We start from the raw sequence: 15,269 nt of genomic DNA, 5'->3' as shown, positions 1-15,269 counted from the left end.
TCCTTTATTCTATGAAAAGAAAAGATGTGAAACTAATGACAAAAGACAATCTACGTTCCACTTCCTTTGTATACAAGCTCATTTTAGGAACCATTGTGTTCTTTATTATATTTATGGTTGCCATGGTATTTGGCGCAGCAGATACCTCTATAAAGGATGTATGGATAGCGCTGACTTCTAACGTTAATGGAGAAAAGTTCTCCATTATCCGTGAACTTCGCTTACCACGTGAAATTGCAGCCATTTTTGTTGGAGCTGGGCTCGCTGTTTCTGGTGCGATTATGCAAGGTATAACGCGAAATCCACTCGCTGATCCAGGATTACTCGGGCTAACTGGTGGTGCCAACGCTGCCTTGGCAATTACACTTGCCCTTATTCCTTCTGTAAACTATTTTTATATAATGATTGCTTGTTTTATCGGTGCTGCTATCGGCGCCATTATGGTTTTCGGAATTGGTATGATGAAAAAAGGTGGGCTTTCTCCTCTTCGTATTGTACTTGCTGGCGCCGCGGTTTCAGCATTTTTAGTCGCGATTTCAGAAGGAATCGGGATTTATTTTAAAATCTCACAAGATGTATCCATGTGGACTGCCGGAGGCGTAATCGGAACATCATGGAGCCAATTACAGGTCATTGTTCCAGTTATTTCAATCAGTATATTCATTGCAATCTTATTTTCAAAGAAATTGACGATTCTTAGCTTAAGCGAAGAAGTAGCAATAGGACTCGGTCAAAAAATCATCGTCATTAAAATCATTCTTTTTATCGTTATCATTTTACTTGCCGGTGCTTCTGTTGCACTTGTTGGAAATATGGCATTTATCGGTTTAATGGTACCTCATATGGTCCGCCCTATTGTCGGACCAGACTATCGATTTGTGCTACCGATGTCTGCCATTGCTGGTGCTTCTTTTATGCTATTAGCTGACACACTTGGACGCACAATCAACGCTCCATATGAAACACCAATAGCGGCCATTATCGCAATTGTAGGTTTACCATTCTTCCTATTCATCGTACGTAAAGGAGGAAGGTCGTTCTCATGATTCAACAATCTAAAAAACAACGAGTAATCGTACTTGCCTTACTCCTGCTTATTGCAGCAACCATTACAATTGGAATGGGCCTAGGAGCAGCTTCATTGTCCTATGATAGACTGCTACCTACACTTTTTGGCCAAGGTACATTTAAAGAAGAATTTATTTTATTTTCTCTTCGATTACCACGAATTGTGATTACACTATTAGCTGGTATGGCACTTGCCTTATCAGGAGCTATACTACAAGGTATAACGCGTAATGATCTAGCCGAGCCTGGTATTATCGGTATTAACTCAGGGGCAGGCGTTGCAATTGCCCTTTTCTTTTTATATTTTCCAATAGACGCAGGCTCATTTGTTTACTTGCTACCAATCGTTGGATTTATCGGTGCCTTTATTACAGCCTGTCTCATCTATGGATTTTCATACAGTAAAACCGCTGGGCTTCAACCGATAAGACTGACATTAACAGGAATTGGATTTACGTTCGCTCTTTCCGGAACGATGATTGTACTTATTTCATCTGCTGAACGTGCAAAAGTAGACTTTATCGTAAAATGGATTGCCGGAAACATTTGGGGAGATGACTGGGTTTTTGTTTTCGCACTCCTTCCATGGCTAGCTGTACTCATTCCATTTACTTTCTATAAAGCAAACCGATTAAATCTCCTTGCATTAAATGAGCATGTAGCAATTGGTGTTGGTGTCGCACTCGAAAAAGAACGCCGCTCACTCCTTATAGCAGCCGTTGCATTAGCAGCTTCTGCCGTTTCAGTCACAGGAGGAATTGCCTTTATCGGACTTATAGCTCCTCACATCGCAAAATCTTTAGTCGGACCGAGGCATCAATTATTTCTTCCTGTTGCCATTTTAATTGGGGGATGGCTATTGTTACTTGCAGATACAATTGGTCGTCATATTGTAGAGCCAAGTGGAATTCCAGCGGGGATCATGGTCGCTTTGATTGGTGCTCCTTATTTTATGTATTTGTTACTTAAGAAATAAAAATAAAATCCCTTGAGAATCGATTTGTTCTCGAGGGATTTTTTCTATTTACTAATTCTATTGTTGCCCATACCCATCAAACTTCTTCGCCAATCTTGCCATCTCTTCCTCTGGCAACAATTTTGGCTCTCCAATGCACTTCGTTTGATAATAAATTTGCGCGCAAAATTCAATTTCCTCCGCAACAGTAAACGCCATTTTTATATTGTTCCCACCGGCCATTAAGCCGTGATTAGCAAGTAAAACCGCACGGCGATCAATCATTCCTTCAAAAGCCGCTTCTGCTAGTTCCTTTGTTCCGAATGTTTCATACGGCGCACAACGTACATTCGGCCCTGCGAAAGCAATTAAGTAAGATACTGCGGGAAGTTCCCATCCTAATGATGCTATTGTTTTTGCGTAAGGGGAGTGCGTGTGAACAAGTGCGTTGATGTCCTCACGCTTTCTATAATAAATAAGATGCATATCTAGTTCACTAGAAGGCTTTCTATCACCTTCCACAATTTCACCATCTAAATTCAATATAGCTACATCTTCAGGCACTGTTTCAAAATAATCTAAACCACTTGGACTTATTGCAATAAGACCTTGTTCACGATTAAAAATACTAATATTACCGCCAGTCCCCTTTGTTAATCCGCTAGCGATCATTTTCTTTCCATACGCTACAATCTCTTCTCTTTCTTTTTGTAGTAACATATATATACATCCCCCTTGGTGTGAACTCTGTGACGACTAGTTTGCTAGAATAATGGGTGTACCATATTCTTTATAGCTGTTAATACATTCTTGCTGCAGTGGTGTCAACGGTATGAGCTCATCTGTAATAATTTTTGTAATACCCTGTTTATCACAAACCTTATAGAAAGCAACCTTTCCGAGCTTCGTATGATCTGCTAAAACAATGACTTCATTCGATTTACTAAGCATCGCTTGCTTCGCTTCTCCTTCATCAATAGCTGTATCTGTTAAGCCTTCATGAAAACTAAGTGCTTTACTTGAAATAAAAGCTTTATCAATATAAATCCTCTCTAGATACTGTTTCAAAGAAGCTCCCATAACAGATAATGATTTCCCACGTAAAAAGCCACCGAGTACAATGACAACAATCTCTGGCACATCTGCTAGTTCAATCGCGATGCTCAGGTTATTTGTCACAACCGTTACATCTTTGTGATCCTTAATAAGTTTACTTACCTCAAGGGCTGTTGTACTCGCATCAAACGCAACGACATCACCATCTTCAATTAACCTAGCAGCTTCACGTGCGATTGCTAACTTCTCTCTCTTATTACTATTTAGACGCTCTTCCATCAAATATTCATATACCCGCTTTGTTTTTAGTTTTACACCACCGTACATCCGAATGACTTTGCCGTCTTTTTCAAGCTTCTCTAAATCTCTTCTTATTGTCATTAACGACACTTGAAATGTATGGCTTAAATATGAAACTTCCACGTGCTCCCTTTGTTCAAGCATCTCAATGATTTTATTTCTTCTCTCTACCGGTGAATTAGACATGATAATCGGTCCTCTTTTTCGTTATTTTCTTATATGTCTAATATACATAAGCAATTTTCTATATAAACCCATCTTGATTTTTCAACATATAAGTCGCTACTACGAAGAACAAAAGATGATTGCTACTTGTTTTCTCTCTGTTTTCACTTGGCATGGGGCAGGAAGAGGACCTGACCGCTTCTATGCATGGACAGGCGCTCTCTCCCACCTAAAAAGAAAGGTTTTAGATCGTTTTTTCAATTTGTACTTATATAAAGTGAAACTTCCATTTCCTATCGTGTTTTTTAAGGATAACTCCTTTTTTGTTTTCACATATAAGTTACTGCTATGAAAACAACACATGATCTGCACTCGTTTTCTCCCCCTGTTTTAACTTGGTATGGGGCAGAATGAGGCTCTGACCGCTTCTATGCATGGACGGACGCTCTCTCCCATCTAAAAAGAAAGGTTTTATATCAGTTTTTCAATTTGTACTTATATATTTCATAATTACTAAAATAACTTTCTTAAATTCTCGGTAAATGGAGCCCTAACAATTCCCTTTTCCGTAATAATTGCTGTTACATTCTCATGCGGCGTTACATCAAACGCTGGATTATATACTTTACTTTCTTTTGGAGCTGAATATTGCCCAAAGCGGTTAATCACTTCAGAAGCATCACGCTCCTCGATTGGAATCTCCTTACCTGTTGGTGTTTTTACATCAATTGTCGGAGTCGGTGCTGCAACATAAAATGGAATGTTATAATATTTCGCTAAAATGGATACACCAAGCGTTCCAATTTTATTTGCCACATCACCGTTTGCCGCTACACGATCGCAGCCAACAATAACTGCATCAATTTTTCCTTGTGACATAACCATTGCCGCCATATTATCCGTAATGACTGTTACATCAATCCCAGCTCGCTGAAGTTCTAGTGCTGTTAACGTAGATCCTTGTAATCTAGGACGTGTCTCATCAGAATAAATCTTTAAATCCCATCCCTTTTCTTTCGCTAGGTACATCGGCGCTGTTGCAGTACCATATTTCGTTGTTGCTAAAGCACCTGCATTACAATGCGTTAGTACACCCATGCCATCTTGAAACAATGTTAATGCATATTCCCCAATTTGGCGGTTAATCTCTTCATCTTCTTTATGAATTCCTTTTGCTTCCTCTAATAACCTATTTTTCAAATCAGCGATAGATAAATGGGAATGTTCTTTTGCCGCATTTTCCATTCTCTCAAGTGCCCAAAATAAGTTCACCGCTGTCGGTCGAGATGTCGCTAAGTACGTGCAGACTTTATTGACTTCTTCTATAAATGACTCCACTGAATCTTCGGATGTCTCTTTTACGCCTAAATACACACCGTAAGCTGCTGAAACACCAATCGCCGGTGCCCCGCGTACTTTCATTACTTGAATGGCATCCCATACACCCTCAGCTGTTGTAAAAGATTCATAGACTACCTCATTTGGTAATAGAGTTTGATCTAATAAAACTAAAGCATCATCTTTCCACTGAATTGGTATTAATTGCTCTGTCATCATCTTCTCTCCTTACTTTGCACTATGGACAGACTGCTCGTTTAACGTTTGTAAAAAACTAGCACCTGTTTTATATTCATTTGCTCGTAAAATAAACTTCTTCGCTGCCTGTAAACAAATCCTTTCTGCTCTCGCCCGAGCTTCATCACTTGAAATCGATGTAATATCTTTCACCTTTGCTAATCCAACAATGCGGCGAATCAACTCTAAACCCGTCACAGCCGCTGTATCCACTAACACAGATTGTAAATACCAACGAGCAAAGCCAGTTTCCTTTGCCATAATCTCTGTTACATGTGTGCTCCACGCTTCTAAAAACTTCTTCTTAAACAAGTCGATTACATCTATAATCGTAGACTCCAGCCAACTCATATAGGTATCTTTTTCCACTCCATCAACCATCGCTACATCTGCATTCACCCAAGCAAATATTAAATTTGCCATCACATTCCCAACGTCATATCCCATCGGACCATAGAAAGCAAATTCTGGATCAATGACCTTTGTAGAATCCTTTCGTACAAACACAGAGCCAGTATGTAAATCACCATGAAGTAGTGCCTGCGCATTCGTCATAAACGAAAACTTAAGCTTCGCTACTTCCATACGAAGTGCTTCATCTCCATATATATGCTCCCGAATCCAACCTTCATTTATCGAAAACAACTCATTGCGCTTGTTATGATCTGTAAATGGCTCCGAGTACACAAGATCCTCTGTAATCTCACATAACTCTGGATTGATATAATTTTTCACAAGTTCCTTTTTCTCTTTATGATTCATCACTACATCAGATGTTAATAAAAGCGTGTTTACCATGAAAGTAGTTAAATCATCCGCAAGCTTTGGAAACATTTGATGGTCAATCAGTGCCGTCCGTAAAATCGTATGGTCTGATAAATCTTCCATCACACAGCAATTCATCATACTATCAAATAAATACACATCTGGTACAAGCCCAGGTGCCAGCTTCCCTTCTAACTGCAAAACGTTTGACTCAATGCGAATTCGATTCGTAGACAACTTAAACTCATCTGAAATACGCGCCGTATCTCCGGCTTGCTTCACAATGACAGAAGTTCCTTTCTCCTTATCCCAAACACGAAACACATAATTTAAATTGCCATCCCCAATTTCCTTGCACTGCAAATCTTTTGCGTTTTCAAACATTGGTAACTTCTCTTTCACATACTCAATAACATTATTAGCTTCCATTAAAAAATACTCTGCGAACTTAGACATGGTTTCTCCCTCCATACTAAATGTGAGCGTTTTCTAAAAGCCGTAAAAATAATAGATTGAAAGTATTTTTCAATCTATGTTATATGTTCTTTTTGTATCATATTTTGTTTGAAACGAACATCTAGTTTTTATTATAGCTTGTTGGGGATGGGAGTCAATGTTTTCCTATATGAAAACGAGAAGCTACTTTTGTATTTTAAGAGCTTCTTGCTTCCTTTTTATTTAATACGCTTTAACCCCTATCAATCTTACATAATGAGCAAAGTTCAAACATCCTGTACTCCATTGTGTTTTATTTATGATACCGTTCACCGTATTTAATTCTAAATACTCACTGACATTTACTATTTATCTTTTTACTCCTTCTAGCTTCTCAATCCATAAACCAAAAACCTCTCGTTCCCATTCCGCTCATACACCCCAGGCAATCTAACTTCCTCTTTCAATTCAAATGCCGTTTGATTCTCTAAGAAAAAGATATAATCTTCCGATGGATAATATAAAATAATCTCTATTTCTCTCTCTACTTCCTCCACCGAAAGCAATATATTATTGATTACATTCATAAACACTTGCACTGAAAATGGATTAAAGAAATAAAATCGATTGTCACGCGGATCAATCTCATATTCTTGCGCTAAGCAACATTGAAATTGAATTTTATCTTTACTATTTCTCGATTTCTTCGCATAACGTTCTAAATTTTCCATTGCTTCTTTGTAGAACATCTCGTTCATTTCTATTCCAACAGCTGACGCACCACATGCATGATGAATATAGAAATTCAGCCGGCCTTTTCCGCATCCAAAATCAACAATCCGATCACTGCTTTTCATTTCATATTGATCTAATAATATTTCTAGCCCGCTATATGGTGTTGGTTCATAGCGATGATAATGCAGAGACTTATTGAATCCCTTTTGCTCTCCTACTGTTTTTATATTTAATATCGCATCATAATATTGTTCGTTCATTGATTTTCTCCTATTAAGAAATAATACTTTTTATTATACAACATAGAAAAAAAGCCTGATAAAATCAGGCTTTTACTTTAAACCAATATTATTTTAAAGCTTCCAACACAGTTTGCTTCATTATCTCTACTCCATCGATTATACAAGCGTGATCAAACTTCATATAAGGGTGGTGTAAACCGGGCTTTAAATTTGCCCCTAATCCTAACATAACAGCTTTTAAATGCGGCCTTTTGACCGTATAGTAATGAAAATCATCACTTCCTGTAGTAAAAAGTGGTGGTGTGCATCCGTCTTCTCCGTATATTTCAAGAATTCCTTTCCGCATGAGTTGTTCTGCCTCTTCCGATACCTCTGCCCCAGGTGCAATATCAACCCATTCATAAGAAATCTTCGTTCCCATTGATTCAGCTGATTGAATGACATGTTCTATCTTGTTCGTTAACTCTTCTAGCAATACATTGCTCTCCGCCCTTACATCTAAACCGAATTGCCCATTTCCTGGAATGATATTTAAATTATCTCCACCAGCTTGGCATTTCGTCATTTTGACAGAGTATGATTTTTGCGGTGAGAGCCAGATGTTTTTTAATCCGATATTAATCATAGAAATAACATCAATTGCGTTCACACCTTGATGTGGTCGTGCCCCATGCGCATCATCCCCGTGTATATTCGCTTCTAAAAATCCCGCTGCCCCATGCCGAATAGATGGTGCTGCTTTTTTTAAAGGTAATTCTTCAATTGGTCGTAAATGAACACCAAATAAGAAATCAGCGTCATCCACCGCTTCCTTCTCCACCATCTTTAAAGCACCATTTCCTTTTTCTTCTGCAGGCTGGAAAATAAATCGGACAGTTCCTTTTTTCCAATGCTCATTTTTCAACTGCAAAATAAGTCCCATCGCAATCGTCATATGAGCATCGTGACCACAAGAATGATTCGCTTTAAATTTCCCATCTACTTCTTGCCATAATGCATCCATATCAGCACGAATGGCGATAACTGGTTTCCCGTTCCCCATTTCAGCTATAACTCCAGGGCAATCATCAAATACTTTATATGAAACTCCTTCTTCTTCTAGAAATTTCGTAATATAGGCCGTTGTATTATATTCTTTCCAACTTATTTCAGGATTCTCGTGTAAATGCTGAAAAATTTCGTTTAAACGATCTTGAAGCTCTACTGTTTTCACTTTCCCTTTCTCCTTCCTAAATTCGAAGCAGTTTTCTCATTTATAAAAATCCTATTTCGAAAAACATATTGAATATTCACGCAAATGTCAAGAGATTGTCCCTTCATTTCTTTTGAAATATAATAAGGTAATTAAGATAAAAATTCTGAAAATTCTTTTAAAAAATCACTCATCATTAGTCTAATTAAGAATATATGCAACTTTAAATTTATGATACAAAGGACGTGGATTATACAATGAAAATTACAGCAATTCATCTTTATGCAATTCGTTTACCACTTCGTGATCCATTTATTATCAGCTACGGCACTTACCATGATATGCCTTCTATTATTGTAAAAATTGAAACAGATGAAGGTATTGTCGGTTACGGTGAAGGAGTAGCTGATGATCACGTTACAGGCGAAACATGGGAAAGTACCTTTCAAGTTTTAAAACATACATTAGCTCCTGCCTTGCTAGGTGTGAATCCAATGAATATCGAGAAGATACATGACATCATGAATCAAACTATTTATAGTGTTCCTACCGCAAAAGCTGCGATTGATATTGCTTGCTTTGATTTAATTGGGAAAAAGTTAAATCAGCCCGTTTATCAATTGATTGGTGGCCGTTACCATGAAGTGTTTCCAATTACTCATGTTTTAAGTATCGCCTCCCCAGAAGCTATGGCAGAAGAAGCTGCTTCCATGATCAATAAAGGCTATCGCTCTTTTAAAATGAAAGTCGGAACAGATGTCCAAAAAGATGTTGAGAGAATTGAAACTGTACGTGAACGAGTAGGGAATGATATCGCAATTCGCGTGGATGTAAACCAAGGCTGGAAAAATAGCGCTACTACGTTAACTGCATTACGCTCACTCGGACACTTGAACATTGATTGGATTGAACAACCTGTTATAGCTGACGATATTAATGCAATGGCCTTTATTCGCTCCAAAACAGATCTTTCCCTTATGATTGACGAAGGATTAAAAGGATCACGTGAAATGCGCCAAATTATTCAAATGCAAGCAGCTGACAAAGTAAACATTAAATTAATGAAATGTGGCGGCATCCATCCAGCTGTCAAACTAGCTCATCAAGCTGAAATGGCTGGAATTGAATGTCAAGTTGGGTCTATGGTTGAATCATCTGTTGCCTCTTCCGCAGGATTCCATGTTGCCTTTTCGAAAAAGATTATTACAAGTGTTGAACTAACAGGACCATTAAAATTCACAAAAGATATTGGGAATCTATCCTATGATATACCTTTTATTCGTTTAACAGAAAAACCAGGATTAGGCGTCGATGTCAATGAAGATATACTAAATGAATTAACCGTTTTTCAAGACGTTGTTCGCTAAAGGAGGACCACTACATGAACATTCTTTATGAAGGAACATTAAAACAAAACGAACAAAGATTCAAGGTCGCACCATTATCTTTCGATCACATCCAGCAAATTTTATCCTTACAAAATGTTGTAATTGAAGCATTAGAAAATACAGATAGCTTGCAACCTCTTACGTTAGAAGAATATCAATATATATTAAACGGAAACGGCTTAATAATTGGTGCATTTGTAGATCAAGAGCTGATTGCGTTTCGTGCACTCTTAGTCCCACCTATTGATGACGAACATTTAGGGTTTGATATTGGTTTAACTGAGGATGATTTAGACCGTGTTATTTACCAAGAAATCTCAAATGTTCATCCAAAGTGCCGTGGAAACGGCATGCAGAAAATATTAGCAACAGTGATTATGGAACAATTAACACAAACAGACAGCAAATACGATTACGTTTGTTGTACAGTTGCGCCATTTAATATTCCTAGCTTAAAAGATAAGTTCGCGCAAGGAATGGAAATTGCGACATTGAAGGAAAAGTATGGTGGGAATATGCGTTATGTATTTGTGAAGGAGTTGCGCAAGGATAAAGAAAGAGATTGGACGGATGTTAAGAACATTTCGATAAGTGATGCTAGCGAACAGCAGGCATTACTTTCAGAGGGTTATCGTGGATATGAGATGGAGAAAGTGGATGAGGCTTTCGTTGTGAAATTTGGACGATAATATATATACAAAAAGAACCCTAATTCATTAGGGTTCTACTTTATTTCAAGCCACATATCCCGAGTAATAACTAAACCGTCATTTTCCAACTTGATAACGCTAACCAGTTTTCCATCTCCTTATAATCAGGCATTATCTTCCCAACAAGACGCCAAAAAGATCGATCATGATTTAAATGGACCATATGGCACATTTCATGAACAACTACATAGTCAATCACCCTCTGAGGTGCCATTGCTAGCTTCCAATTAAACGTTAACTGTAGATTTGAATCACAGGTTCCCCATGTACGGTTACTATCTGAAATACGGATTAAACGCGGCTTTGTTTTAAAGTTACTTTGATACGATTTAATACTCTTCTCTACTAACGCTTTACACTGCTTATAATAAAATCGTTTCAAAGCTTGTTGTATTTTCTCATTCTTAAGCTCTTTCACATAAATATGCAGCTTATCTCCTTCAAACACCGCATTATCTTGCTCAATACTTGTATCTTGAGAAATCTGTATCGGGTACGTGTTTCCTAAATAGAGAAAGCCCTCTCCTTGATCATAAGCCTTTTCCTGTGGCCCAAGCACTCTCTCCTGCATTTCCTTACGTGTTTTCTGAATCCAATCCCATTTCTCCTCTAACAACTGGATTATATATTCAACAGGCGTCCCTTTCGGAGCTTGTACCTCAACATTTCCGTAAGAATCTACATAAAGACGTACTGATTTTTTCTTCTTGTAATTTATATGAAAATTGATTGTCTCACCTAAATATGTATGTATCATTTCATCACCTAGCGTATTTGTTCTTGTTATTTTTACAAATAAAAAAGAGTAGGCTACAAACTCCCTACTCTATCTATTATATCATTTACTGCTTTACCATAAATGCTACAATACTTATCCCTTATCCTCTATATTTAACAGCTAGTCCCTTTAAGAAATTCCTTGCGTATCTATCGCCGCACTCTTTGTAATTTTTATGACCTTCTTTTCTTAATAGAGCGCTTAATTCTCCTTTTGTTACGATGACTCCTACGTCTTCTAATATATCAAGCATATCTTCACTTGTTAATGATAGTGCTATCTTCAATTTTTTTAGAACGAGATTATTAACACTTCCATTACTCTTTAAAGACATCGCTTGTCTATCCGATTGCCCTGGTTTTGGATCTTGTTTTCCTCTTTTAAAAGTAATCAAACCATTCAAAAACGACTCTAACATAACATTATTGCATTTTATTTCGTAATCATTTTCAACTACATCACTATCATCGTCAACTTCATCATAGTAACTGTTTTTTAATTTTGTCAGCATCTTTCGCACTTCTTCTTTTGTTACTTCAACGCCACCAAGTTTAAACATCTCCACCATATCTATATCTTTTATATCCAGAGCATATCTTACTCTAATTAAAATATCATTATTGCTTATAGCCATTGTTTGTCCTCCTAAAATGTTGGTTATTTATCCAGCAGTCAAAGCGTATCCTCTAACATGCTTTAAACTATCATGTTTAATATAACTTTTTAGTTAATGTCCGCTAAATTAATACTTTAACACTTTACAGACATGTTTTATAGTCTTACCCAAATTAATACTTGTGAAGGTCATACTAAAAAACTCAAGAGGACCTTGAGTCTGAGGAAAGATTCAAATGATTTTTTGATTTATTCTCTTCTCCTTCCTTGCGCCTATAGATCTGGTCTATATTTATTAAACCCTGAGGTACGCTTATAAGACTCTTTCCACCGTTGCGTTAACGAAAAGAAAAAGCAGTACTTTGATCTCTCAAAAACACTGCTCATTTTCTGCTTTAAATTTATTTTAAACTCAACCAAGCCACACACTCCACATATGCAGAGTATATGTGGCAACACAAGGGTGTTGGTGGGTTTATTACATTCTTAAGACCTTTTTCTTTCAGAAAACAGACTTTATCAAAACAAAAGTTGTCGGCTGCAAGGGAACTTGAAACTGAATAAAATAAGCACACGTGAGTTGATGTGAATCATTTCCCCTCTAACTTTTTGAGAGTTACACCATTTCACTGTCCTCTGTCCCATCAACACTCTTTTCAAATTTATCAAGCAATGCACGCACTTCATCTGTTGATTTCGTGCTCATCAATTGATTTCTTAATTCAGCAGCTCCATGGAATCCTTTGACATAAATTTTGAAAAAGCGATGAAGCCCTGTGATTGAACGTGGCAGTACTTCCACATATTGATCTTGAAGATCAAGCTGCAGTCTTAAAAGATCAAGGTATTCTTTACTGCTATGCTCTTTCGGCTCTTTTTCAAAAGCAAAAGGATTTTTAAAGATACCTCGTCCGATCATAACGCCATCAATACCATATTTTTCAGCAAGCTGTAGCCCAGTTTGACGGTCAGGAATGTCTCCATTGATTGTTAGTAGCGTATTTGGTGCGATACGGTCACGTAATTTTTTGATTTCGGGAATTAGCTCCCAATGCGCATCTACTTGGCTCATTTCTTCTCTTGTACGTAAATGAATAGAAAGGTTCGCAATATCCTGTTTTAAAATATGCGTTAACCACTCCTCCCACTCATTTAGCTCCTTAAAGCCAAGTCGTGTTTTCACGCTGACAGGCAGTCCGCCCGCTTTTGCTGCTTGAATAAGTTCTGCGGCAACGTCTGGACGCAGAATAAGGCCACTACCTTTTCCTCTTGATGCCACATTCGGTACAGGGCAGCCCATATTAATATCGATGCCTTTAAATCCTAGCTCTGCCATGCCAATACTCATTTGACGGAAATATTCGGGATTATCCCCCCAAATATGTGCCACCATTGGTTGTTCATCTTCTGTAAAAATCAAACGGCCACGCACACTTTTCATACCCTCTGGATGACAATAGCTATCCGAGTTTGTAAACTCTGTGAAAAATACATCCGGTCGACCGGCTTCACTTACTACGTGACGAAAAACAACATCTGTCACATCTTCCATTGGTGCAAGTACAAAAAATGGTCGTGGTAAATCACGCCAAAAATTATCTATCATTTCAAACTCAAATCCTCTCACTATGGATACAACTTCAAACTCTCAGTCAAAAAATATAAAGCCAAATGTTCCACTTCTTTTACACTTATATCATGCTTAATAACTTATTATCAAACACAAGTACATTTGGACATTTATAATTTGTGAAAAACTATCGTGAAAATCGGCAATGTTTATTTTAACTAAAGTCGGTCCTGAATGGTATTTTTATAAACAAAAAAGCAGATGGTATAGATTTTTTCTATATCAACTGCTTTTCTATTATACCAACTCCAACCAAGCCACACACTCCACATGCGTAGTATGCGGGAACATATCCACAGGCTGTACTTCCTGCGTCTTATATCCGCCTTCTTCTAATACTTTTAAGTCACGTGCTAGTGTTGCTGGATTACATGATACATATACAACGCGTTTTGGCTTCATATCGATGATCGTGTTTAATAGTGCCTCATCGCAGCCTTTACGCGGCGGATCGACGACGATTGTATCAGCAATTACGCCTTCTTTATACCAGTTTGGAATGACTACCTCTGCTTCTCCTACTGCAAATTCAGCGTTTGTCATGTTGTTTAATGCAGCATTTCGATTTGCGTCTTCAATTGCTTCTGGGACGATTTCAACGCCGTATACTTTTTTCGCTTTTTGCGCTAGGAATAGCGAGATTGATCCGATTCCGCAGTATGCGTCGATTACTGTTTCATTTCCATCTAATTTTGCATATTCTAATGCTTTGTCATATAGCACTTTCGTTTGTTCTCGGTTTACTTGATAGAAAGAACGTGCTGAGATAGCAAATTTAATATCACCGATAAAATCATAAATATATTCTGATCCATATAGGACTGTTGTTGTGTCTCCGAAAATTACGTTTGTACGTTTCGTGTTTACGTTTTGAACAATTGATTTTACATTTGGGAACTTCGTTGTAATTTCTTCGATGATCGCCTTTTTGTTTGGAAGCTCTGCCGTACGTGTAATGAAGACAAGCATAATTTCCCCTGTTACTTGTCCGTACCTAGCCATTACGTGGCGAAGTGTTCCTTTATGACGTTCTTCGTTGTACGCTGTGATGCCATGCTTTTCACAAATACGTTTTACTTCTTGAATTAATGCATCATTTTCTTCTGCTTGAATTAAGCATGTTTCCATATTAATGATGTCATGTGTTCCTTGGCGATAAAAACCAGCTACAAGCCCGCCTTCACGTTCTCCAATCGGTACTTGTGCTTTGTTTCGATAAACCCACGGATTCTCCATACCAAGAACAGGATGAACTGGTACGTCGTGCAGTCCACCGATGCGCTGCATTACGTCAAGCACTTGTTTTTCTTTCGCCTTTAGTTGTCCTTCATATGTTAAGTGCTGAAGCTGACAACCGCCGCATTGGTTGTAAACTGGGCATTCTGCATCTTTACGATATGGGCTTTCTGTATGAAGCTTCATTAAACGGCCAAATGCGAAGTTCTTCTTTACTTTAATAATTTTAATTTGTGCTTCTTCACCTGGTAACCCGTTTTTTACGAAAATAGGATATCCTTTCACTTTCGCAACACCGGCACCATCATGTGTTAAATCTTCAAATACTACATCTATAAACTCGTTCTTTTCAACTGGTGGCGTCATTTTATTACTCATTTTCCGACCTCTCTTTTTCATAACACTGCGTTACATTTTACCATAC

Annotated in this window: 14 protein-coding genes; 4 read left to right on the top strand and 10 right to left on the bottom strand. The window is 37.8% G+C overall.

Translation table 11 applies throughout. The features are described 5' to 3' along the window. Positions 1-11 precede the first annotated feature (11 nt). Both JDS96_RS02460 and JDS96_RS02455 read left to right on the top strand, forming a co-directional pair. A complete protein-coding gene (locus JDS96_RS02460) occupies positions 12-1,046 on the top strand; it encodes a FecCD family ABC transporter permease (protein WP_199665881.1) in 1,035 nt (344 codons plus the stop codon). Beyond that, on the top strand, positions 1,043-2,044 hold the full coding sequence (locus JDS96_RS02455) for a FecCD family ABC transporter permease (RefSeq protein WP_199665879.1): 1,002 nt from the start codon (positions 1,043-1,045) through the stop codon (positions 2,042-2,044). The genes JDS96_RS02460 and JDS96_RS02455 overlap by 4 nt, the downstream gene beginning before the upstream one ends. 57 nt (positions 2,045-2,101) lie before the next feature. Here JDS96_RS02455 and JDS96_RS02450 read toward each other — a convergent pair whose 3' ends face one another. From JDS96_RS02450 to JDS96_RS02425, 6 genes are all read right to left on the bottom strand, one after another. Beyond that, a complete protein-coding gene (locus tag JDS96_RS02450) occupies positions 2,102-2,743 on the bottom strand; it encodes an L-fuculose-phosphate aldolase (protein WP_016112878.1) in 642 nt (213 codons plus the stop codon). Positions 2,744-2,779: 36 nt separating this feature from the next. Further along, the gene (locus JDS96_RS02445; protein WP_199665877.1) at positions 2,780-3,565 is read right to left on the bottom strand and encodes a DeoR/GlpR family DNA-binding transcription regulator; all 786 of its coding nucleotides are present in this window, start codon (positions 3,563-3,565) and stop codon (positions 2,780-2,782) included. 492 nt (positions 3,566-4,057) lie between these two features. Next, positions 4,058-5,098, bottom strand: coding sequence for an S-methyl-5-thioribose-1-phosphate isomerase (gene mtnA / locus JDS96_RS02440; RefSeq protein ID WP_033670960.1), 1,041 nt, complete (start codon positions 5,096-5,098; stop codon positions 4,058-4,060). A gap of 12 nt (positions 5,099-5,110) precedes the next feature. Continuing rightward, entirely contained in the window at positions 5,111-6,340 is a 1,230-nt protein-coding gene (mtnK, locus tag JDS96_RS02435) for an S-methyl-5-thioribose kinase (RefSeq protein ID WP_199665875.1), read from the bottom strand. A gap of 365 nt (positions 6,341-6,705) precedes the next feature. After that, positions 6,706-7,314: a class I SAM-dependent methyltransferase gene (locus JDS96_RS02430; protein ID WP_006093259.1), complete on the bottom strand. Its 609-nt coding sequence runs from the start codon at positions 7,312-7,314 to the stop codon at positions 6,706-6,708. Positions 7,315-7,402: 88 nt separating this feature from the next. Beyond that, the gene (locus tag JDS96_RS02425; RefSeq protein ID WP_199665874.1) at positions 7,403-8,509 is read right to left on the bottom strand and encodes a M20 peptidase aminoacylase family protein; all 1,107 of its coding nucleotides are present in this window, start codon (positions 8,507-8,509) and stop codon (positions 7,403-7,405) included. A gap of 236 nt (positions 8,510-8,745) precedes the next feature. Between JDS96_RS02425 and JDS96_RS02420 the strand changes: the two genes are divergently transcribed. After that, the gene (locus JDS96_RS02420; protein ID WP_199665872.1) at positions 8,746-9,855 is read left to right on the top strand and encodes a mandelate racemase/muconate lactonizing enzyme family protein; all 1,110 of its coding nucleotides are present in this window, start codon (positions 8,746-8,748) and stop codon (positions 9,853-9,855) included. A 14-nt stretch (positions 9,856-9,869) separates the two neighbouring features. Further along, positions 9,870-10,565 carry a GNAT family N-acetyltransferase gene (locus tag JDS96_RS02415; protein ID WP_199665870.1) on the top strand — a complete coding sequence of 232 codons (696 nt, stop codon included), beginning with the start codon at positions 9,870-9,872 and terminating at the stop codon, positions 10,563-10,565. Positions 10,566-10,635: 70 nt separating this feature from the next. Here JDS96_RS02415 and JDS96_RS02410 read toward each other — a convergent pair whose 3' ends face one another. The 4 genes from JDS96_RS02410 to rlmD form a co-directional block, all read right to left on the bottom strand. Continuing rightward, positions 10,636-11,343, bottom strand: a complete 708-nt coding sequence (locus JDS96_RS02410) for a M48 family metallopeptidase (protein WP_003194677.1) — start codon at positions 11,341-11,343, stop codon at positions 10,636-10,638. A gap of 121 nt (positions 11,344-11,464) precedes the next feature. Continuing rightward, complete coding sequence (locus tag JDS96_RS02405) at positions 11,465-11,998, bottom strand: YehS family protein (RefSeq protein WP_003205667.1); 534 nt, start codon at positions 11,996-11,998, stop codon at positions 11,465-11,467. Positions 11,999-12,595: 597 nt separating this feature from the next. Further along, positions 12,596-13,585 (bottom strand): tRNA dihydrouridine synthase, encoded by a 990-nt coding sequence (locus JDS96_RS02400; RefSeq protein ID WP_199665868.1) that lies wholly within the window; start codon positions 13,583-13,585, stop codon positions 12,596-12,598. A gap of 261 nt (positions 13,586-13,846) precedes the next feature. Continuing rightward, on the bottom strand, positions 13,847-15,223 hold the full coding sequence (gene rlmD, locus JDS96_RS02395; protein ID WP_199665866.1) for a 23S rRNA (uracil(1939)-C(5))-methyltransferase RlmD: 1,377 nt from the start codon (positions 15,221-15,223) through the stop codon (positions 13,847-13,849). Positions 15,224-15,269 lie beyond the last annotated feature (46 nt).

It is taken from the genome of Bacillus cereus group sp. N21, from assembly GCF_016483395.1.
In the GTDB taxonomy this organism is placed as follows: domain Bacteria; phylum Bacillota; class Bacilli; order Bacillales; family Bacillaceae_G; genus Bacillus_A; species Bacillus_A pseudomycoides.
The sequence above is the reverse complement of the archived record's forward strand: the minus strand, read 5'-3'. Positions and strand labels throughout refer to the sequence as shown.